This window comes from Tritonibacter multivorans (genome assembly GCF_001458415.1).
Lineage (GTDB): Bacteria > Pseudomonadota > Alphaproteobacteria > Rhodobacterales > Rhodobacteraceae > Epibacterium > Epibacterium multivorans.
In genome coordinates this window covers 319,652-338,119 of sequence record NZ_CYSD01000012.1, presented here as the reverse complement: position 1 = coordinate 338,119, position 18,468 = coordinate 319,652, and the positions used below count along the sequence as shown (strand labels likewise).

Below are 18,468 nucleotides of genomic sequence, written 5' to 3'. Positions count from 1 at the left end.
GTGTCTCCCTTTTTTTGAGCTACCTTCGCGCGAGGCTGCCCGTTTAGTCAAATGTGATTTCGCGCCCTAAGGCCCGCTGTTGGAAATTTGATCGCACATTTCCCCTAACCACCTGTAGTCTTGGGGCACATATTAGGCGCATGCGACAGCATCACGACATTTGAACCAGAGCTGAAGGAAGTTTTCCATGGTGACACGACTGGACCTTTTCATCGACCGCATGGTGTCGCAGCGGGCCTGCATCGACTTTGCCATTGCAGAGACCGACGCGATGGACGGCCCGGTGTTCGAACTGGGTCTGGGCAACGGGCGCACGTTTCACCATATGCGCGAACGGATCACCGGACGGGATGTCTATGTCTTTGACCGGTCGGTAGAAGCGCATCCTGACAGCATCCCGGCAGATCATCTGACGGTGCTGGGCGACGTGCAAGAGACCCTGCCGCAGGCGCTGGACCGGTTTGGGGCCACGGCAAGCCTGATCCACGCGGATCTTGGCGGGCATAATCTGGAAAAGAACGATGCTTTTGCGCGGCTGATCTCGCCATTGGTGGAGCCGCTGCTGGCGCCGGGCGGGATCATGGTGTCGTCAGACCGGATGTATTTTGACGCGCTGGACGAGATGCCATTGCCCGCAGGCGCGGTCAAAGGGCGCTGTTTTGTCTATCGCCGCTGAGGGGCGTTCCTGACCGATTGGGCGGGCTGCTTATTGGGCAAATCCCGTGGCCCAAAGCCCGGCCATGCCAATGTAGGTCACGTGGTGCAGAAACTGGTCAAAGCCCACCGCGCGCCAGAAGGCGCCCTGTGACGGGTCGAGCTGTTTGCAATGGGTGTGCCAGCCCTTCCAGTAGTCGATGTGGTAATGCACCACCCATTCGAGCGCCGGGATCAGGAACATCACCCAGAGCGGACAGCCAAACAGCAGGCCGATGAAAAAATAGACAAGCACCGAGCCCACCGCATGTACGGCGGCGTGCTGGGCCCGCCCCCAATGGAGATAGCTGCACCGTCCGGCAAGCATCTTGGCGGTTTGCAGATAGAAATCCGCAAACATGTGTTTCGCTTCCAGGAGGAAGATCAGAAGCAGCACGGCAGCCACATGTTCTGGCACTTGTTCGGTCTCCTTTCGGATCGCTTGCCGATCCCTGCACCGCAGTTCGGGTGCCCGGCAGAGCTTAGGCGGTTTTTTGACTATCGCAACCGTATCTCTGCGTCGTCTGTGAGCTAGGTCACAGAGTCATTATGTGACGGTGGGTGATAGTGGAGACACCTAAAGATAATGCTGCCGCTACCAGCCATTGCTTGGCCGCGCAGGCCGCGCTAGGCAGGGAAGACTAAAAAACTCTGGCCGATCTGGAGCAAACCCATAGAACGCTCGCTGTTCCAATTCATTTGGAAATACTCTCGCCGTGACCAGCTGGTGCTGCTGGCGGTCACCGCCTGTCTTTTTCCTCTTTTGTATCTGACGCTGGAACTGCCCAAGCGCATCATCAATGACGCCATTGGGGCGCAAAGCGATGTGATTGATGTCTTTGGCTATCAGGTGCCGCAGCTGACCTATCTGTGGGCGCTGTGCGGGGGATTCCTGCTGGCCGTGCTGGCGCATGGCCTGACCAAGATGCGCATCAACACGATGAAAGGTGTGCTGGCCGAACGGATGCTGCGCCGGTTCCGCTATCAGTTGATCGCGCGGGTGCTGCGTTTCCCGCAGCCCTATTTCGAACGTGTGAGCCAGGGCGAGCTGGTGTCGATGGTCACCGCCGAAAGCGAACCCATGGGCGGGCTGATGGGCGATGCCGTATCGCAGCCTGTGCTGCAGGCGGGTCAGATGCTGACCATTCTGTATTTCCTCTTTGCCCAGAACGTCTGGTTTGGTCTGGCGGCGGTGGCGCTGATCCCCTTGCAGGGCTGGTTGATCCCGCTGTTGCAGCGGCAGATCAACCAGTTGAACAAAAAGCGGATCAAACAGGTGCGCGCGCTGGCCTCCGAGATTGGCGAAAGCGCGGCTGGGGCGTCGACCCTGCGGGTCAATGGCGGCTGGCGCTATCGTATGGCGCGGGTCACGGATCGTCTGGGGCATCTCTATGACATTCGGTTCGAGATCTACCAGAAAAAGTTCTTCATGAAGTTTCTCAACAACTTCATTACCCAGCTGACGCCGTTCTTTTTCTATGCGGTGGGCGGCTATCTGGTGCTGCAGGGCAAGGTGTCGCTGGGGGCGCTGGTGGCAGCGCTGGCGGCGTATAAGGATCTGGCCTCGCCGTGGAAAGAGCTGCTGGCCTATTACAACCAGACGCAGGATATGTCGCTGCGCTGGGAGGTGATCCTGGAACGGTTTGCCCCGCCGGGCATGGTCGATGAGGCGTTGATGAGCGGGGAGCCGGATCGCGACACCCGTCTGAAAGGCGATATCGCGCTGGCCGGTGTCAATGTGCGGGATGCGGATGGCAATCTTGTGCTGGAGGATCTGACGGCGACCTTCCCCGGCGGTCAGATGATTGGCATTCTGGCCCCATCAGAAGAAGACAGGCGGGCGCTGGCCGAGGTGCTGACCCGCGAGGTGCTGCCCTCGAGCGGGCAGCTGAGCCTTGCCGGACATGATATCCGAAGCCTGCATCAGACGGTTCTGGCGGCACGGATGGGGCTTGCGACCTCGCGCCCGGTGCTGTTTCAGGGATCCTTTGGGGAAAACGTGCTGATGCCCTTGCGGCTGGAGCCGCGCGAAGAATGCGGTGATCCGCTGGCGCAGCAAAAGGCCATTCGCGCAGGCAACAGCCCCGATCCCTTTGGGGTGGACTGGGTGGCGCCGGAACTGGCTGGGTTTGACCACAAGGACGAGTTGCGCGCGTGGTGGCTGAAGCTGGTTGATGGGATCGGGTCGCAGACGACCCTGTTCCGCCGCGGCACAGAGCTGAGCTTTGATGCGCTGGACCATCCCCGTCTGGCCGAGGCGCTGGTGGGGCTGCGCCCCAAGGTGCACCAGGCGCTGGAGCTTGCGGGGTTTGACGGGTTTGTGCATTTCAACGCGCCGGATCGGTATAACCCGTCCCTGCCGGTGGCGGAAAACCTGCTGTATGCCACCCGTCGCGAGCCGATCACGTTTGAACATCTGGCCGAACAGGAAGAGTTCCTCGAGACATTGCGCCGCATTGGGTTGGACCGTGACCTTCTGGGACTGGCCCAGGAAGTGGTCGAGATGCTGCGCCAGATCTTTGGCATGGATGGCACCACGCATCCGCTGTTTCAGAAGCTGGGTCTGCGGGCCGCGGATTACGAGGCAACACTGAGCCTTGTGCAAAAACTGTCGTCGCATGGGGCGGCCAGCCTGACCCCGCGCGAACTGGCGCAGATGATGATTGTGCCGTTCTCGATCTCGGCCGAGGCCATTGGCCCCGCCTTCACCGAGGAAATGGAAACGCGCATTCTGTCCTTGCGGGCTTCGCATGGGCGCGAGCTGCTGGCGACCCTGGGCGATCTGTTTGTGCCGCTGGATGATGCGCGTTTTGCCCCCGGCTTTACCGTGCTGGAAAACGCCATCTTTGGCCGCGTGTCCGATATGGCGGGCGCGCGCGGCGAGGACCTGCGCAAGCTGGTGGGCGATGTGATCCTCGAGGCGGGGCTGGGCGATTGGGTGGTCGAACTGATCTTTGACCTGCCGGTGTCCGTTGGCGGGCAAGGATTGGGGGCGAGCTTTGCCGAACCCTTGGCCTTCTGCCGCGCCACGATCAAAACGCCGGATATTTTGATCCTCGACGAAGCTCTGTCGAGTTTTGACGCCGACACCCGCGCGGCGATGCGGGAAAACCTGCGGGCGCTTCTGCCAGATGCCACGGTGATTTTCCTGCAGGCGGAATTTGTCGATCCTGACAGTTTCGACAGCTTCTTTGAGCTGCGCCACGGGCGTTTGCGCAGTGAACGCGCCGAAGAGAGCACAACCAGCGAAGACAGCGCCGCCTCGGCCGATCTGTCGCGCAAGCTGCGAGCGTTGGAAAGCACGGCGCTGTTTTCCAGCCTCAACCGCCGTCAGCTGCGTCTGCTGGCCTTTGGCGCGCGCTGGTACGAGGCAGAGACCGACACCACCGTGTTCCACAAGGGCGACCCGGCAACCGATGGTGTGTATCTGATCCTGGAAGGCGAAGCGGGGCTGTATCAGCCCACGACCGCATCTGTCGCAGAGGGCGAAAAACCCTCGCGGGGGCATCAGGTGGTCACGGTTGGGCCCGGTGCGCTGGTGGGGGAACTGGGGTTGATCCGCAAGGAACCCCGCGCGTTGTCGCTGGTGGCCGAAACCCCGCTGACCTGTCTGCGGATTGGTGAGGAAGAGTTCCTCGCCGTGGTTGAAAACGATGCCCACACAGCCTTCAAGCTGCTGCAGGTGGTGTCGGGCTACGTGTCAAGCTGACCGAGTGGTTAGGGTAAAGAAGAAGGCCGCAGCGGGTGCTGCGGCCTGTGTTGTTTGTTGCCTGAAGGATCACTCCTCGGCGGGCGGTGCGCCGCCTTCAAAGCGGTTCCCGTTGGCGTAATCACAGGGGGCTTCCTGCATGCCAAGATGCAGGTCGCGGCCTTTGTAGGGATGAGCGCGGGCGAGGTCTTCGTCGACCTCGATCCCCAGACCCGGCGCGTCGGGCGCGGTGATATAGCCGCCCTCAACTTTGATCGCGCTTTTGATCAGCGCGTCGTGGAAGGGGGTCTCAATGGTTTCGGCCATCAGGATGTTCGGGATCGAGGTGGCGAAATGCACGTTGGCGGCCCATTCCACAGGACCCGCATAAAGATGCGGCGCCATCTGCGCATTATAGACCTCGGCCATGGCCGCGACCTTCTTCATCTCCCAGATGCCACCGGCACGCCCCAAGGCGGGCTGCAGGATTTCGGCCGCGCCAGCACGCAGCACCGCGCCAAACTCGGCCTTGGTGCAGAGCCGTTCGCCACAGGCCACGGGGATGCGCACATTGCGGGCAATGCGGGCCATGTCTTCGATCATATCGGGCGGGCAGGGCTCTTCGTACCACAGCGGGGAATAGGGCTCCAGCGCCTGTCCCATGCGGATCGCGCCCGCGGTGTTGAACTGACCGTGGGTGCCAAACAGCAGATCCGCCTTGTCGCCCACCGCCTCGCGGATCGCGGCGCAGAAGTTCACCGACATGGTGATGTCGGACATCGCAGGCATATGGCCACCGCGGATGGTGTAGGGGCCTGCCGGGTCGAACTTCATCGCGGTGTAGCCCTTGGCGAGCATGGCCGCTGCGGCCTCGCCTGCCTGTTCCGGGCTGTGCCAGAAATCGGGCAGCGTGTGGCCGTCCTGCGGGTACAGGTAGGTATAGGCGCGCACGCGTTCGTTCATCTTGCCGCCCAAGAGCGCATAAACGGGGCGGTCGCGGTCCTTGCCAAGGATATCCCAGCAGGCGATCTCCATGCCGGAGAACGCGCCAATCACGGTGGGGTCGGGGCGCTGCGTGAAGCCCGAGGAATAGGCGCGGCGGAACATCAGTTCGATGTTTTCGGGGTTTTCGCCCTGCATGTGCCGTTCAAACACATCCTCGATCACCGCTTTCATCGCGTCCGGGCCCACGGTGGAGGCATAGCATTCGCCCCAGCCAGTGATGCCGGTGTCGGTGGTGAGCTTCACCAGGATCCAGTAGCGGCCGCCAAAGCCCGGTGCGGGCGGGGCGGTGACAATGACGTCGAGGTCCTGCAGTTTCATGATTTTGGTCCGTTTTGTTGCGCCCCGGCTGGGGCCTTTTTCGGGTCGCACCCTAGGTGGCGAGCCGAGGCGACGTTCGCAAGGTCAAAAGCGACGTTCCGTGTCGTTCCCCGCGAAGATTAACCCCTAAACCCAGAAAATCCGAAGGAAACCGGTCAATGGCGGGGGAATGGTTGAAACGCGCGGCGGGCTACTTACCTTCAAGGGTCTCCTCCAACGCCACATGCCGCGCTGCGGTGATTGCTGTTTGTGCCGGCATTGGCGTCCCGACTTTCGAAAGGAAATTTCATGAAAACCTGGCTTATTACCGGCTGTTCCACGGGTCTTGGCCGCACGCTGGCGGAACATGTTCTGGCGCGTGGCGACAATGTGGTGCTGACTGCACGTCGCCCCGAACAGCTGAGCGAGCTGGCCGCCGCCTATCCCGACACCGCGCTGGTGGCAAAACTGGACGTGACCGAAGCGGCGGATATTGCCGCTGTTGTGGCTGCCACCGAGGCGCGTTTTGGTGGGCTGGACGTGCTGGTGAACAACGCGGGCTATGGGCTGATTGGCGCGGTCGAAGAGGCCACGCCCGAAGAATACCGCCCGCTGTTCGAGGTGAACCTGTTTGGCCTGATCGAGATGACCCGCGCCGCCTTGCCTTTGATGCGCAAAGGCACGGGCGGGCGCATCGTCAACCTGTCCTCGACCCTTGGGTTCATGGGGCGGGCGGGCTTTGGTCTGTATTCCTCTGCGAAGTTCGCGGTCGAGGGCCTGTCCGAGGCGCTGGCAGCCGAGGTGGAGCCCTTGGGCATGAATGTGATCATCGTGGAACCCGGCGCGTTCCGGACCGATTTCCTCGACCGGTCTTTGGCGGTGGCTGAAACCTCGATCGATGCTTACGCCGATACCGTGGGTCAGGTGCGCGCCTATCCGGAGGCTTTCAATGGCAACCAGCGCGGCAACCCGGAGAAGGGCGTGGCGATGATTGCAAAGGCGGTGGACAGCGACACGCCGCCGCTGCGTCTGGCGCTGGGCGCGGATTCCTATGCCAACAACCGCAGCAAGATCGACCGCGCGCTGGGTGATTTCGACACCTGGGAAGGCGACGCGGGCGAGGCCGTCTGGTTCCCGGAAGGCAGCTAAACTGGGTTTGCCCTGCGCGCCACGGGTGGGCGGGGCATTTCTATTGCTTCGCTAGGGCGGCAATGATCCGGTCAAGGATCGCCGCCAGCTCCGCCGGGGCGGCAAAGAACGGCGAATGCCCGCAGTCCATGTCAAAGCGCAGCTCGGGCGGCACGGCGGCGGCCATGGTTGTCTGATATTCGGGTGGAATCGTCCGGTCCTGCAGGCAGCGAATATAGGCTTTGGGCGTGTCGTCCCAGCGCGCGGGCTGAGGCAGCGGTGTCTGCTGTGGCCGGACCGGCTGGGGGCAAAGGCGCGGCAGGGCAAAGTCCACCACCTCTTGCGGGCAGTCCTGATAGAACAGATCCGGTGCGGCGTCTGGTGCAATGGAGAAACTGTGCCCATCCGCGGATCTCTGCGCCGCCGCGCCGATGGTCTGGCGCGGACCTGCATTGCGGACCGCGACCACCGACAGGCCGTCGCGGGGCACATTGGCGCAAAGGTAGACCAGCGCGCGCGGCCCGTTTTCCATAAAATCCAGCGCCCCGGTGATCGGGAAGCCGCCCCAGGAATGGCCGACGATGATCGTTTCGGATGTAGCAGCTTCAGCCACCGCACGGCAGGTGTCTTCGAGTGTCACCGTTTCGGGCGCGCGGCCATCATAATGCCCCGGCAGGTCGAGAGTACGGGCGCTATGTCCCCGCTGCGCCAGCTCTGGCAGCAGGTCGCGCCAGCACCAGGCCCCGTGACAGGAGCCGTGGATCAGCAGTAGATCAGACAAGATGTCCGGTTTCGCGCAGGAAGACCGACAGCAGATCCGCATAGGCCTGCGGCTGGTCAATGCAGGGCAGGTGGCCGGTCTTGCGCATCAGGGCGAACTGGCTGCCGGGGATCAGGTCCACGGTTTCGCGCACCAGATCCGGCGGGGTCGATCCATCATCCCAACCGCCAATCCCCATGGTCGGCAGACGCAGGCTGGCGGTGGGGGTGTAGAAATCGGTGCCCGCAATCGCTGCACAGGCCCCAAGATAGCCGGTTTGCGAGGTGCCCTCTAACACCTCTTTCCAGCGCAGGGCCTCGGGTGAGGTGCGGAACGCGCGGGGGAACCAGCGTTCGATTGTCTCGGCTGAAATGGCGGAAATGCCCTTGGCCTCGATCGTCTCCATCCGTCGGCGCCAGATTTCGGGCGTGGCGATCTTGGCGGCGGTATTGGACAGCACCAGCGCCCGCACCAGATCCAGCCGTTTGACCGCCAGCCCCTGCGCGATCATGCCACCCAGAGAGATGCCGACAAAACAGGCGTCTTTGACCTCGAGAAACCCCATCAGCCGTTCGGCGTCGCGCACCATCATCCCCATGGAATAGGCCCCTTCGGGCACCGAGGACTGTCCATGGCCGCGCAGGTCATAGCGGATCAGGCGCAGACCTTCGGGCAGGGCGGCGACGACCTTGTCCCAGATCGCCAGGTTCGTCCCCAGCGCATGGGCAAAAACCACCGGCGCGCCCGAGGGGTCGCCATCAATTTCATAGTTCAGCTGGACGTCGCCCAGATCCGCAAGTGCCATGTCGTGCTCCGATAAATCGCGCTGCAATGTATGGCGGCCTCACGCCAAGCGCAAACAGCTTCAGCCAAAGCGGCGCAGAGCCTCGGCATAGACATCGGCGTCGACATTGCCGCCCGTGGCCACGGCGATCACCGCGTCGCCCGCGATCTGATCCTTGCGGAACAGGGCGGCGGCAAAGGACACGGCGCCGCCGGGTTCCAGCACCACCTTCAGGTGCTTAAACGCCAGCGCCATGGCCTCTAGCGCCTCGTCATCGCTGATGACCAGACCGGGTCCTGCCAGACGGGACAGCACCGGCAGGCTGAGGGTGCCGGGGGCTGGCGTCAGGATCGCGTCGCAGATAGAGCCGGTCTGGCTTGGGTTGCTTTCCGCCTGACCGCTTGCCAAAGACCGCGCCATATCGTCAAAGCCCTTAGGTTCCGCCGGGCGGACGCGCAGACCGGGGGCGCGATCTTCAAGCGCCAGTGCAATGCCCGTGGCCAGCCCACCACCGCCACAGCAGACCAGAACGTCGGCTGTGCTGACGCCAACCTCAGCGGCCTGTTCCGCGATCTCAAGACCGGTGGTGCCCTGTCCGGCGATGACTTCGGGTTCGTCGTAAGGTTTGATCAGGGTCAGCCCCCGGCCCTGCACATAGGGCGCGGCGGCGGCTTCGCGGCTTTCGCCACCTGCGCGGTCGTAAAGGACAACCTCAGCGCCCATCGCACGGGTGTTGTCGATCTTCAGGCGCGGCGCGTCCGCAGGCATGACAATGACGGCCGGGACCCCATGCGCCTGCGCAGCAAAGGCCACCCCTTGTGCGTGGTTGCCGCTGGAAAAGGCGATGACGCCTTTGGCGCGGGCCTCAGGCAACAGGGCAGAGACAGCAGCCCAGCCACCGCGAAACTTGAACGATCCCGTATGTTGCAGGTTTTCCGCCTTCAGGAACAGGCGGCGGCCTGCGATCTCGTCCAGAAAGGGCGAGGACAAAAGCGGGGTGCGCCGCACGTGGCCCTTCAGGCGCGCGGCGGCGGCCTCGATCATTGCGATATTGGTCATTCGATGTCTTCCAGAACAGTGTGAATCAGGGCCAGCGCGGCCGCTTCGTCGAGGTAGGGCACATGGCCGCGATCGGGCAGTTCCACCATGTGCATTTGCGGCAGGCGGGCTTTCATCTCGGCGAAGGTTTCACCACTCAGAACGTCAGAAAACGCGCCGCGGATGGTGCCACAGGGCAGGCTGCCCAACGCCTCAAACCCCGGCCACAGGCTGGGCGGTTCGGGCATGTCGGCAAGGGCGGCGATCTGCGCCAGCAGCGCGTCGCGCAGTTTGGGGTCATACCGCAAGGCAAGGCCATCGTCGGTTTCATCATAGAACGTCTGCGCATCTTCCAACCAGCGTTGCCGTGGCAGCCCGGGAAAATCCTGCCCCAGCGCGAGTTCGATCGAGGCGGCGGCTTTGGCGTGGGTTTTGGCAGCGGGGCGGCGACCAAGGTAGTCAAAGATCCGCGCCATCCCCTCGGGTGCAATCTCGGGCCCCACATCATTGAGGATCACGGCAGACAGCCGATCCAGCGCGACGGCTGCCAGCGTCATGGCCACAAGCCCCCCGCGCGACGTGCCAATGATCGCAGCGCGCTCCAGCCCGAGGTGGTCCATCAGAGCCAGCACATCCTGCGCCTCTTGCAGCACGGAGTAGGTCATTATGTCGTCGGCATATTGCGACCGACCGCGCCCGCGAAAATCGAGGCAGATCACCCGGTAGTCTTTCAGATGCGGGCGCAGATAACGGAAATCCTGCCCGTCGCGGGTCAGGCCGGGCAGGCAGATCACGGGCGTGCCATCTGGCGAGCCGCTTTCGTCAAAATACAGCGCCAGCCCGTCGGCGGTTTGGAATGTGCTCATGAACAAGGTGTCCTTTTTGTCCGGCAGGGGAGGGCCAAACGGGGTTATCGCGACAGGGCGATTTCGGGAATGCGGGTCAGGTCGTCGAGGATAAAGTCGGGTTGCCCGGGCAGCTTGTCCACGGGTTGGCCTGCGCGGTTGACCCAAGCGGTGGTGAACCCGAAATCCGCCGCGCAGCCCGCGTCCCAGCCATTGGAGGACACGAACAGCACCTCGTCGGGTGCAACCCCAAAACGGGTAACGACAAGATCATACACCTGCGGTGCGGGTTTGAAGATGCCGACCGTTTCCACGGATAATACATCGTCCAGAAGGGGGCCGATGCCCGCCGAGTGCACCGCGCCGTTCAGCATGTCGGGGGATCCGTTCGACAGGATCGCGGTGTTGAGTCCGGCTTCTTTCAGCGTGTCCAGCACGGCCCTGACCTCGGGGTAGGCGGCAAGCTGCCAGTACAGATCCAGAAGCCGCTGGCGCAGCGCTGGGCGATCCGCCAGACCCGCGGCCTCCAGCGCCCAATCGAGCCCGTCTTGCGTCACCTGCCAGAAATCCGTGTGCCGATTGCTGAGCGCGCGCAGCCAGGTGTATTCGAGCTGTTTGAGGCGCCATTGGGCCGCCAGCTGGGTCCAGGTGGTTTCCAGTTCCGGAAAGGCGGGATCTGCTGCCGCATCCCGCGCGGCTGCGGTGACATCAAACAGGGTGCCGTAAGCATCGAAAACGCATGTGGAAACGGGCATGGGGCCTCCTTTGTTGTGGCAAGCTTGGCACAGGTTTGCGGGGTGGGGTACGCAAAAAATGTGTTGATACGGGTTTACTCTCGGGGAATTCGACTTAGGGTTCGACCCTTCAATTTTTACAATCCCGAAGGGAGCAGGCAATGAGCGCTGCGAAAGAAGGCGACAAGGTTCGCATCCACTACACCGGTACACTGCGTGATGGCACCGTGTTTGACAGCTCTGAGGGACGTGACCCGCTGGAATTCACTCTGGGCGCTGGCCATGTGATCGAAGGCATGGATGCAGGTATTGCGGGCATGGCAGTGGGCGACAAAAAGGTGCTGGATATCCCCTGCGCCGAGGCTTACGGCCCGATCAACCCGGCAATGCGTCAGGCGATCCCGCGCGAAGGCATCCCCGAGGATATTCCCGTTGAGGTTGGCCTGCAGCTGCAGATGCAGACCCCCGAAGGCCACATGCTGCCCGTCACCATCGTTGAATTTGACGAGGCGACCGTCACGCTGGATGCCAACCACGAGCTGGCAGGTCAGGACCTGATTTTTGACGTGGAGCTGGTTGCGATTGAAGCCTAAGGCTTTGCGCCCGCCGCACTAAAAAACGCGCCCTTTGGGGCGCGTTTTCTTTTTGAGTTATATCTCTGAAATCAGAGGTTTTCCTGCTGCGGCATGCCCAGCACGTGGAAGCCGCCGTCGACGTGGATGACCTCACCGGTGGTGCAAGCGCCAGCGTCCGACGCCAGATACACCGCAGTGCCGCCAACCGCTTCGAGGGTCGCATTGGACCGCATCGGGGCGTTCTGTTCGGTGTGCTTGTAGGTCTTGCGCGCACCGCCAATCGCAGCACCGGCCAGGGTTTTCATCGGACCCGGAGAGACCGCGTTGACGCGGATGCCTTCGGGGCCCAGATCATTGGCCAGATAGCGCGTCGCGCTTTCCAGCGCGGCCTTGGCCACACCCATGACGTTGTAATTCGGCGTCACGCGGTTGGAGCCACCATAGGTCAGCGTCAAGAGGCTGCCGCCTTTGTCTTTCATCAGCGGATACGCACGGCGTGCGACCTCGATGAAGGAATAGGCAGAGATATCCATGGAGTTCTTGAAGTTCGCGCGGGTGGTGTCGAGGATCCGGCCCGTCAGCTCGTTCTTGTCGGAATAGGCAATCGCGTGCACGACGAAATCAATGCTGTCCCAGCGTTCGCCCAGTTGGGCAAAGGCGGTGTCCAGCGAGGCATCATCGGTGACATCCACATCGACCATAAAGTCGCTGCCCAGAGATTCTGCCAGCGGCGCGAGACGCTTGCCGAAGGCCTCGCCCTGATAGGTGAAGGCCAGCTCCGCGCCTGCTTCGCTCATCGCTTTGGCAATGCCCCAGGCGATGGAACGGTCGTTGGCAACGCCCATGATCAGGCCACGTTTTCCGGCCAATAATCCGGTCATGGTTTTATCCTTTATATTTGCTCAAAACCATCGAGCCATTGGTGCCGCCAAAGCCGAAGCTGTTGGTCATCACACTGTCGAGGCCTGCGTTTTCAACGTAATCCGTTGCCACTTCGCCGGGCAGGATGCCTTCGGCGAGGGTGTCGACATTGATCGATGGGGTAATGAAATCGCCGTCCAGCATCAGCAGACAGAAGATCGCCTCCAGCGCGCCCGCCGCGCCTTGCGCGTGGCCGGTCATGGATTTGGTCGAGGAAATCGGCGGCACATAGCCTTCGCCGAACACACGGCGCGCGGCTTCCACTTCGCCAACATCGCCGACGGGTGTCGAGGTGCCGTGGGCGTTGATGTAGGACACTTTGCGGTCTTCGGGCAGGGTGGACAGCGCCAGACGCATGGCGCGCTCACCGCCTTCACCAGACGGGGCCACCATGTCATGACCATCCGAGGTCGCAGCAAAGCCGGTGACTTCGGCGTAAATCTTGGCCCCGCGGGCCAGTGCGTGGTCCAGATCTTCCAGAACCACAATGCCGCCACCGCCAGAGATCACAAACCCATCGCGGTCCTGATCAAAAGCGCGCGAGGCTTTGTCGGGGGTGTCATTGTACTTGGACGACATCGCGCCCATGGCGTCGAACAGGCAGGACAGGGTCCAGTCCAGCTCTTCACCGCCGCCGGCAAACATAATGTCCTGCTTGCCCATCATGATCTGCTCGGCCGCGTTGCCGATGCAATGGAGCGATGTGGAACACGCCGAGGTGATGGAGTAGTTGATGCCCTTGATCTTATAGGCGGTCGCAAGGTTCGCCGAGATGGTGGAGGACATACATTTCGGCACCGCAAACGGGCCAATCCGCTTGGTCGCGCCGGTTTTCAGCACGGTCTGATGCGCGGTCAGCATGGCAGAGGTCGACGGACCACCAGAACCAGCCACCAGACCTGTGCGTTCGTTCACCACATGCTCTTCGCTGAGGCCCGCATCGGCAATCGCCTGACCCATGGCAATATGGGCATAAGCCGCACCGGCGCCCATGAAGCGCAGGGTGCGTTTGTCGACATGTTCAGAAACATCAATTTTCAGCGTACCCGCGATCTGGCTGCGAAAGCCGTGCTCGGCCATGGATTCGCTGGCGACAATACCGGATTTTCCGGCGCGCAGAGAGGCGGTGACCTCTTCTGCGTTGTTCCCGATGGAGGAGACAATCCCCAGACCGGTGACGACGACACGACGCATACGTGCACTCCCTTAAACTGCTTATGTCTTACTAGGCATTGAGGGGCTGAGGTGCAAGGTGGGAAGGGGGGGCGCTGTTCGGAGACCAGTTAGGAATTGCATACTGTGCTACGGTGCGTTCTCCAACTAGTGTGCATAGCATGAAACACAACAAGCTTCACGGTGTCGCGCACAACTACGCCGTCTCAATGGCTGGCGGTTTAAGTTTTGTCGTGCCGAATAGAGTCATTCATACGCACGTCTTTGCTGAGGCTGAATCCAACAAAAACGGTTATTTGGTTGCGGACTTTCTTTCAGGAGAAGTGCAGGGGGCTTATCCAGAGGGAGAAGTTGCGCAGGCCTTGCCGTCGTTTGCAAAAGCTCTTCCGGAGTTTTGTGAGAAGCACAATGTCGATGTCGCCGACTACAAAGCTCTTTTGGTGCGTTTCATCGCTGACCCCGACGGAAACCGTTTTGTCGTAACTGTTGAAGATCGAACTGGGCGACGATCGTCTCGCGAATACTTCGGAAGCCAAGGTGAGCGTTCAGAGACCGTCGATGAACTTGGTAGACGTCGCCCAAAGGTTTTGAGCACACCTTTGGACTAGCAAATCAGTTGGATTTACACCTGCCTGCCACCATTGAAAACGGTTAAAGCGCTCAGCTATTTGAAACTTTCAGCAGGCTCGAAGGAAAAAGGGAAAGACATGGGGCGACGTAAGGACCTTCAAGGCCTTTGTAACGATCTGCTTGGCAGTTTTGTCAGTCGCAACAATAACCTAGATGGCTATTGGGCGTTGGGGAAACTGCAGCGAGCGCTGGAGGAACCCGCAGAGGATCGTCTACTTTTTGACCTTAAACCCGGCGGTCGTGTTCCGATTTCTTTTCAGCAATTGAACAGGGATTGGCAAGCCAATCTCGCTGCGCAGTGCCGACGCCGCGGTTTGCCGCTTGACTGGATCGCAAAGGCCGAACTTGCCGCACGGCGCGTTTCCTCAATGCAGTTGGAATGCACGCTGACCATAGTGACAGATCTGGATCGGGTGTTTGTCGCGCAACAAAAGGTTTTTGTGAGACCGCACGATCCAGAAAGGGAATACCGCAGAGCCCTTTGAACACTATAGATCAGCTCTCGGTCTTAGCTCTCAGACAGCGCCACCTTCCTGTCTTTGACCTGTTGGATTATTTCGCCATCGGCCACGCCCATGGTCAGGCGGCGGGTGTGCACCGCTTTGGTGCAGTTCACGCGGAAGGTCTGCGGCAGCGGTCGGGGCGGCGCAGGTCGGTTTGACCTCGCCCACCGGCCGCTCATCGGCTTAGCCAACCGGGGCAATGACATCATCTTTCGCTGATCGGTGGTCTAGTCGCCGTCGTCAAACAACCCTGTGTCAAAACCATCAATGGTGACCATGTTCTTCTTGCGCCAATAGGCCTCGACCCCGTCGGGGCCCATCTCTTCGTAATAGGGCAGCAGCTCTGTTTCTGAGCGGTCCGCCTGAAAGGGCATGTAGGGCACGCCGGTGCCGCAAGAGGTTTGAACCGTGTCGATGGTGATCTCGAACACCTGACGACTGCCTGCGAGCGCAGGGAAGTTGGCCGTGCTGTCGTGCCAGGATGGGTCGCGGGGGTGAATGACCTTGGCTGTGCCGTAGACCCGGAGAATGAGGGCGTCGCCTTCAAAGGCGCAGAACATCATTGTAATGCGATTGAGCTGCGCGATATGGCCAGCGGTTTCATTGCCGCTGCCCGAGAGATTGAGCCAGCGCAGGTGCGAGTCGTCGATCACTCGCAGCGTGTCGGCCCCTTTGGGAGAGAGGTTGACGCGCCCGTCTGCCGCTGCCGTGGCCACAAAGAAGACCTTTTGGCTTTCGATGAACCGACGCAGCGTCCCATTGAGTTTTGTTCCAACCGGCATGTCATACGGCCTCCTTCGCTGCTGTGCGCTACTGTGCGCTGCGTCAGCATAGGGGGATTTTGCGAAGCAGAGGGCGAGAAAAACGTGCGGCCACAAAAAAAGAGGCCCGGGGGCCTCTTTCAGATGGTGTCGCAAAGGAAAGCGGGGGCGCGTTAGCTCTCGCTCAGCGCCACTTTCATGTCTTTGACCTGATAGATCACCTCACCGTCGGCTTCGACAATGCCATCGGCCACGCCCATGGTCAGGCGGCGGGTTTGCACCGCTTTGGTGAAGTTCACGCGGTAGGTCAGCATTTTGCGGTCGGGGCGGACCATGCCGGTCAGTTTGACCTCGCCCACACCCAGCGCGTAGCCGCGGCCCAGCCAGCCGCGCCAGCCGAGGTTGAAGCCGGTCAGCTGCCACAGGCCATCCAGACCAAGACAGCCGGGCATGATCGGGTTGTTCGGGAAATGGCAGTCAAAGAACCAAAGGTCCGGGGTGATGTCGAATTCTGCGATCACATGGCCTTTGCCATGTTCGCCGCCGTCGCCGGAGATTTCGGTGATGCGGTCCATCATCAGCATCGGCGGCGCGGGCAGCTGCGCATTGCCGGGGCCGAACAATTCGCCACGGGCGCATTTCAGCAGGTCGTCCTTGTCAAAGCTCGTGGGGTATTGGGCCATGCTGGGCCTTCTCCTGACAGTCAGTGTTGATATGTGGAGATCCCATTAGCACCGGGGCAGCGGGTCCTGCAAGGGCAGCTACGTCAACTATATTGATGTAGCGCACTGTTACTGTATAACGTGCGGCCTGTGATTTTGATTGAAACTCATTCGCAAACTCCCATATAAATCCGAGAAAGACTCACCTGAAACAAGGCAGGACGCGCGCCTATGCACCCCACCTATGAGGAAAACGCCAACCGCTGGCTGAACGATGCCGGACTGCGTCCGACCCGTCAGCGCGTGACATTGGCGGCGCTTCTTGTGGGGGACGGACAGCATCGGCATGTGACCGCTGAGAGCCTGTTTGAGGCGGCCAAGACCGATGGGGCCTCTGTGTCGCTGGCGACGGTCTACAATACGCTGCGCGCTTTTTGTGATGCGGGAGTGTTGCAGGAAATCACCGTCGATGGGTCGAAAAGCTATTTCGACACCAATGTGCACGACCACCCGCATTTCTACTGGGAAGGCGACAGCCGCGTGACCGATGCGCCGTCGGACGAATTGGTGATTCAATCCCTGCCAGAGCCGCCGGAAGGCATGGAGATCGCATCTGTGGATGTGGTGATCCGTCTGCGCAAAAAGGGCTGATTTTTTCAGTTGCGATTTGAAGGGGCGCTGCCCCTCTGCGCGTGCCGCGCATTCACCCCGGAGTATTTGGGGCCAAAAGAAACACGCTGTGCGTCATTTATGTCCTGTGCAGGTGAGATCCTTTTGGGCTGTGAAGCGGACGTAGAAGGCCCGTTCTCTGTAGCTCCATGCCAGAAACTCGCTGCCGCGGATGGCAGTTGCATGCATGTCTGCGAACCCTCCGCTGTGCGCTCCTCGAAGATTTGCAAGAAAGCCCGCAGTCTTCAGGCAGGATAGGCCTGCCATTTAGGCGCGATCTGCAATTTCCTGTTCTACAATCAGGCTGGTGAGGCCAAGCGCGACGGCTCAGCCGCACAGCAATGTTGGAAAAACCGCCCAGCGGAGGATGTGGTGCTGAGTTCTGTGCTTTTGAGACCAGGCGACCGACAGGGCGCCAAGCGTGAGGCCCACGGCCGCAATGAAGGCTGCCACCTGATAGTATAGCGCCGAAAACAGAGGCATCCTGCGGCCGTTGCGACGCGCGAGACCATGCGGAACAAGCGCAGGCGCCCAGCACAAAGTGGGCAAAATCACAAAGAAACCCAAAATCACAAAGAAACCAGCGCCGAACAAAAATTCTGCCATCTAGGTTAAAACCACTGTCCCGGTTCCATCAGGCCGAGGTCCAGAAGCTGGCGCGAGGTCCACTCAAAAGGCACCGAATTGCGGCAGGCGAGTGTGGTGATGGCGTCGCGCGATCCCGGATTGCGGCGCAGCGCCTTGGCGGCGCGGAAAGAGCACACGGCGGCCGTCAGGTTGTGGTGCCAGGGGCAGGCATAGGTGTTGTACTCGGGGTCGCTGAACTGATGGGTTGGGGCGAGGGTCAGGTCTGCTTTGGCGCGGAACAGGGAAATGCGGTCAATGCGGCGGCTGGTCCAGGGGACATGTTCTTCGAGACGCCAGCGCAGGCCGCCAAAGAAATCCAGCTGGCGTTCCAGCGGCTTGTGGGTGACGGGGTGCACACGGGCCTGCGCGTAATACCCAGACCGGTCCAGCATGGCATCCTGCAGGGAGACGGCATTGGGGGCGGCTTCTAGGTCCGGCGCATAGAGATCCACCACATAGGTCAGCATGGCAGCGCGGCGTTCTTCGGCGTGGAAGGTCAGAAGTTCCCGCACGCTGCGGGTCTCGCTGAAGGGGAAGAACAGGTATTCCGCGTTGTAGCAGTAATAGAGCCAGCAGGTGGGGGCGGCGGCTACAATCACCTTGTTGATGGCGGTGAAGACATTGCTGGGCAGGCCACATTCATAGGGCACCCGGTGGAGCAGATCTGCCAGTTCTGCGGGCAGGTCAAAACTGTCCGGCATAAAGGCGACCACATGCACAAAGCCGAGGTCGAGATGGTGGCGCAGGGTCGAGGCGACCTCGACATCATCTTCGGCAAAGATCAGGGCGACCGGGCCTTTGGCCAAGAGGGCTTTGCCCTTGGCGAGGAAATCCTCGAGAGAGTTGTACCGCATGTCTGCCCCGTCGTTTCGCGCTTTGAGAGCCTTCTGGCCTTTTCAGGCAAAATCGGTTATCCGCAGCTCCATTGCAAGTGGGCCGTTTCCGCGATAAACGCCTCCGCTGTTTCTTTCCGTC

General features: G+C 61.1%; 19 protein-coding genes and 1 pseudogene. 7 read left to right on the top strand and 13 right to left on the bottom strand.

The features are described 5' to 3' along the window. Nucleotides 1–187 precede the first annotated feature (187 nt). Nucleotides 188–676 carry a class I SAM-dependent methyltransferase gene (locus TRM7557_RS02890; protein ID WP_207382611.1) on the top strand — a complete coding sequence of 163 codons (489 nt, stop codon included), beginning with the start codon at nucleotides 188–190 and terminating at the stop codon, nucleotides 674–676. A gap of 30 nt (nucleotides 677–706) precedes the next feature. On the opposite strand, the gene TRM7557_RS02885 is transcribed toward TRM7557_RS02890, so the two are convergent. Continuing rightward, nucleotides 707–1,111 carry a DUF3307 domain-containing protein gene (locus TRM7557_RS02885; protein ID WP_058288698.1) on the bottom strand — a complete coding sequence of 135 codons (405 nt, stop codon included), beginning with the start codon at nucleotides 1,109–1,111 and terminating at the stop codon, nucleotides 707–709. Nucleotides 1,112–1,417: 306 nt separating this feature from the next. Here TRM7557_RS02885 and TRM7557_RS02880 point away from each other — a divergent pair, with 306 nt between their 5' ends. After that, nucleotides 1,418–4,402, top strand: a complete 2,985-nt coding sequence (locus TRM7557_RS02880) for an ABC transporter transmembrane domain-containing protein (RefSeq protein ID WP_058288697.1) — start codon at nucleotides 1,418–1,420, stop codon at nucleotides 4,400–4,402. Nucleotides 4,403–4,471: 69 nt separating this feature from the next. Here TRM7557_RS02880 and TRM7557_RS02875 read toward each other — a convergent pair whose 3' ends face one another. Then, the gene (locus tag TRM7557_RS02875; protein WP_058288696.1) at nucleotides 4,472–5,704 is read right to left on the bottom strand and encodes a mandelate racemase/muconate lactonizing enzyme family protein; all 1,233 of its coding nucleotides are present in this window, start codon (nucleotides 5,702–5,704) and stop codon (nucleotides 4,472–4,474) included. 288 nt (nucleotides 5,705–5,992) lie between these two features. On the opposite strand from TRM7557_RS02875, the gene TRM7557_RS02870 reads away from it, so the two are divergent. Beyond that, nucleotides 5,993–6,832, top strand: a complete 840-nt coding sequence (locus TRM7557_RS02870) for an oxidoreductase (RefSeq protein ID WP_058288695.1) — start codon at nucleotides 5,993–5,995, stop codon at nucleotides 6,830–6,832. 40 nt (nucleotides 6,833–6,872) lie between these two features. On the opposite strand, the gene TRM7557_RS02865 is transcribed toward TRM7557_RS02870, so the two are convergent. The 5 genes from TRM7557_RS02865 to TRM7557_RS02845 are packed head-to-tail and all read right to left on the bottom strand — an operon-like array spanning nucleotide 6,873 to nucleotide 10,993. Continuing rightward, nucleotides 6,873–7,592: an alpha/beta fold hydrolase gene (locus tag TRM7557_RS02865; protein WP_058288694.1), complete on the bottom strand. Its 720-nt coding sequence runs from the start codon at nucleotides 7,590–7,592 to the stop codon at nucleotides 6,873–6,875. Further along, nucleotides 7,585–8,376 carry a 3-oxoadipate enol-lactonase gene (pcaD, locus tag TRM7557_RS02860; protein WP_058288693.1) on the bottom strand — a complete coding sequence of 264 codons (792 nt, stop codon included), beginning with the start codon at nucleotides 8,374–8,376 and terminating at the stop codon, nucleotides 7,585–7,587. Before pcaD ends, TRM7557_RS02865 begins: the two co-directional genes overlap by 8 nt. 60 nt (nucleotides 8,377–8,436) lie before the next feature. Further along, the gene (locus tag TRM7557_RS02855; RefSeq protein ID WP_058288692.1) at nucleotides 8,437–9,414 is read right to left on the bottom strand and encodes a threonine ammonia-lyase; all 978 of its coding nucleotides are present in this window, start codon (nucleotides 9,412–9,414) and stop codon (nucleotides 8,437–8,439) included. After that, on the bottom strand, nucleotides 9,411–10,259 hold the full coding sequence (locus TRM7557_RS02850; RefSeq protein WP_058288691.1) for an alpha/beta fold hydrolase: 849 nt from the start codon (nucleotides 10,257–10,259) through the stop codon (nucleotides 9,411–9,413). Before TRM7557_RS02850 ends, TRM7557_RS02855 begins: the two co-directional genes overlap by 4 nt. Nucleotides 10,260–10,303: 44 nt before the next feature. Further along, the gene (locus TRM7557_RS02845) at nucleotides 10,304–10,993 is read right to left on the bottom strand and encodes a haloacid dehalogenase type II (RefSeq protein WP_058288690.1); all 690 of its coding nucleotides are present in this window, start codon (nucleotides 10,991–10,993) and stop codon (nucleotides 10,304–10,306) included. A 140-nt stretch (nucleotides 10,994–11,133) separates the two neighbouring features. On the opposite strand from TRM7557_RS02845, the gene TRM7557_RS02840 reads away from it, so the two are divergent. Continuing rightward, entirely contained in the window at nucleotides 11,134–11,565 is a 432-nt protein-coding gene (locus TRM7557_RS02840; RefSeq protein WP_058288689.1) for an FKBP-type peptidyl-prolyl cis-trans isomerase, read from the top strand. Nucleotides 11,566–11,636: 71 nt separating this feature from the next. Here TRM7557_RS02840 and TRM7557_RS02835 read toward each other — a convergent pair whose 3' ends face one another. Both TRM7557_RS02835 and fabB read right to left on the bottom strand, forming a co-directional pair. Next, nucleotides 11,637–12,428: an enoyl-ACP reductase FabI gene (locus TRM7557_RS02835; protein WP_058288688.1), complete on the bottom strand. Its 792-nt coding sequence runs from the start codon at nucleotides 12,426–12,428 to the stop codon at nucleotides 11,637–11,639. 4 nt (nucleotides 12,429–12,432) lie between these two features. Further along, complete coding sequence (fabB, locus tag TRM7557_RS02830) at nucleotides 12,433–13,662, bottom strand: beta-ketoacyl-ACP synthase I (protein WP_058288687.1); 1,230 nt, start codon at nucleotides 13,660–13,662, stop codon at nucleotides 12,433–12,435. A 140-nt stretch (nucleotides 13,663–13,802) separates the two neighbouring features. Here fabB and TRM7557_RS19810 point away from each other — a divergent pair, with 140 nt between their 5' ends. Together TRM7557_RS19810 and TRM7557_RS02825 are read left to right on the top strand one after the other, a co-directional pair. Next, nucleotides 13,803–14,249: a hypothetical protein gene (locus TRM7557_RS19810; RefSeq protein ID WP_074941862.1), complete on the top strand. Its 447-nt coding sequence runs from the start codon at nucleotides 13,803–13,805 to the stop codon at nucleotides 14,247–14,249. Between the two features lie 33 nt (nucleotides 14,250–14,282). Beyond that, complete coding sequence (locus TRM7557_RS02825; protein ID WP_131727511.1) at nucleotides 14,283–14,756, top strand: hypothetical protein; 474 nt, start codon at nucleotides 14,283–14,285, stop codon at nucleotides 14,754–14,756. Between the two features lie 23 nt (nucleotides 14,757–14,779). On the opposite strand, the pseudogene TRM7557_RS19700 reads toward TRM7557_RS02825, so the two are convergent. The 3 genes and pseudogenes from TRM7557_RS19700 to fabA form a co-directional block, all read right to left on the bottom strand. Next, nucleotides 14,780–14,881 (bottom strand): annotated as a pseudogene (locus tag TRM7557_RS19700) (beta-hydroxydecanoyl-ACP dehydratase); the annotation flags it as partial. 120 nt (nucleotides 14,882–15,001) lie between these two features. After that, entirely contained in the window at nucleotides 15,002–15,556 is a 555-nt protein-coding gene (locus TRM7557_RS02820) for a pyridoxamine 5'-phosphate oxidase family protein (protein ID WP_058288685.1), read from the bottom strand. 152 nt (nucleotides 15,557–15,708) lie between these two features. After that, on the bottom strand, nucleotides 15,709–16,218 hold the full coding sequence (gene fabA, locus TRM7557_RS02815; RefSeq protein WP_058288684.1) for a bifunctional 3-hydroxydecanoyl-ACP dehydratase/trans-2-decenoyl-ACP isomerase: 510 nt from the start codon (nucleotides 16,216–16,218) through the stop codon (nucleotides 15,709–15,711). 210 nt (nucleotides 16,219–16,428) lie between these two features. Here fabA and irrA point away from each other — a divergent pair, with 210 nt between their 5' ends. Next, the gene (gene irrA, locus TRM7557_RS02810; RefSeq protein ID WP_058288683.1) at nucleotides 16,429–16,848 is read left to right on the top strand and encodes an iron response transcriptional regulator IrrA; all 420 of its coding nucleotides are present in this window, start codon (nucleotides 16,429–16,431) and stop codon (nucleotides 16,846–16,848) included. A 629-nt stretch (nucleotides 16,849–17,477) separates the two neighbouring features. Here the strand turns inward: irrA and TRM7557_RS02800 are convergent. After that, nucleotides 17,478–18,347 (bottom strand): glycosyltransferase family 2 protein, encoded by an 870-nt coding sequence (locus tag TRM7557_RS02800; RefSeq protein WP_058288681.1) that lies wholly within the window; start codon nucleotides 18,345–18,347, stop codon nucleotides 17,478–17,480. Between the last annotated feature and the right edge of the window lie 121 nt (nucleotides 18,348–18,468).

Excerpts from the sequence above, each read along its gene's own strand:
- TRM7557_RS02890 (WP_207382611.1), top strand. The coding sequence starts at position 188 with ATGGTGACACGACTGGACCTTTTCATCGACCGCATGGTGTCGCAGCGG.
- TRM7557_RS02875 (WP_058288696.1), bottom strand. The coding sequence starts at position 5,704 with ATGAAACTGCAGGACCTCGACGTCATTGTCACCGCCCCGCCCGCACCG.
- TRM7557_RS02870 (WP_058288695.1), top strand. The coding sequence starts at position 5,993 with ATGAAAACCTGGCTTATTACCGGCTGTTCCACGGGTCTTGGCCGCACG.
- pcaD (WP_058288693.1), bottom strand. The coding sequence starts at position 8,376 with ATGGCACTTGCGGATCTGGGCGACGTCCAGCTGAACTATGAAATTGAT.
- TRM7557_RS02855 (WP_058288692.1), bottom strand. The coding sequence starts at position 9,414 with ATGACCAATATCGCAATGATCGAGGCCGCCGCCGCGCGCCTGAAGGGC.
- TRM7557_RS02850 (WP_058288691.1), bottom strand. The coding sequence starts at position 10,259 with ATGAGCACATTCCAAACCGCCGACGGGCTGGCGCTGTATTTTGACGAA.
- TRM7557_RS02845 (WP_058288690.1), bottom strand. The coding sequence starts at position 10,993 with ATGCCCGTTTCCACATGCGTTTTCGATGCTTACGGCACCCTGTTTGAT.
- TRM7557_RS02840 (WP_058288689.1), top strand. The coding sequence starts at position 11,134 with ATGAGCGCTGCGAAAGAAGGCGACAAGGTTCGCATCCACTACACCGGT.
- TRM7557_RS02835 (WP_058288688.1), bottom strand. The coding sequence starts at position 12,428 with ATGACCGGATTATTGGCCGGAAAACGTGGCCTGATCATGGGCGTTGCC.
- fabB (WP_058288687.1), bottom strand. The coding sequence starts at position 13,662 with ATGCGTCGTGTCGTCGTCACCGGTCTGGGGATTGTCTCCTCCATCGGG.
- TRM7557_RS19810 (WP_074941862.1), top strand. The coding sequence starts at position 13,803 with ATGAAACACAACAAGCTTCACGGTGTCGCGCACAACTACGCCGTCTCA.
- TRM7557_RS02820 (WP_058288685.1), bottom strand. The coding sequence starts at position 15,556 with ATGCCGGTTGGAACAAAACTCAATGGGACGCTGCGTCGGTTCATCGAA.
- fabA (WP_058288684.1), bottom strand. The coding sequence starts at position 16,218 with ATGGCCCAATACCCCACGAGCTTTGACAAGGACGACCTGCTGAAATGC.
- irrA (WP_058288683.1), top strand. The coding sequence starts at position 16,429 with ATGCACCCCACCTATGAGGAAAACGCCAACCGCTGGCTGAACGATGCC.
- TRM7557_RS02800 (WP_058288681.1), bottom strand. The coding sequence starts at position 18,347 with ATGCGGTACAACTCTCTCGAGGATTTCCTCGCCAAGGGCAAAGCCCTC.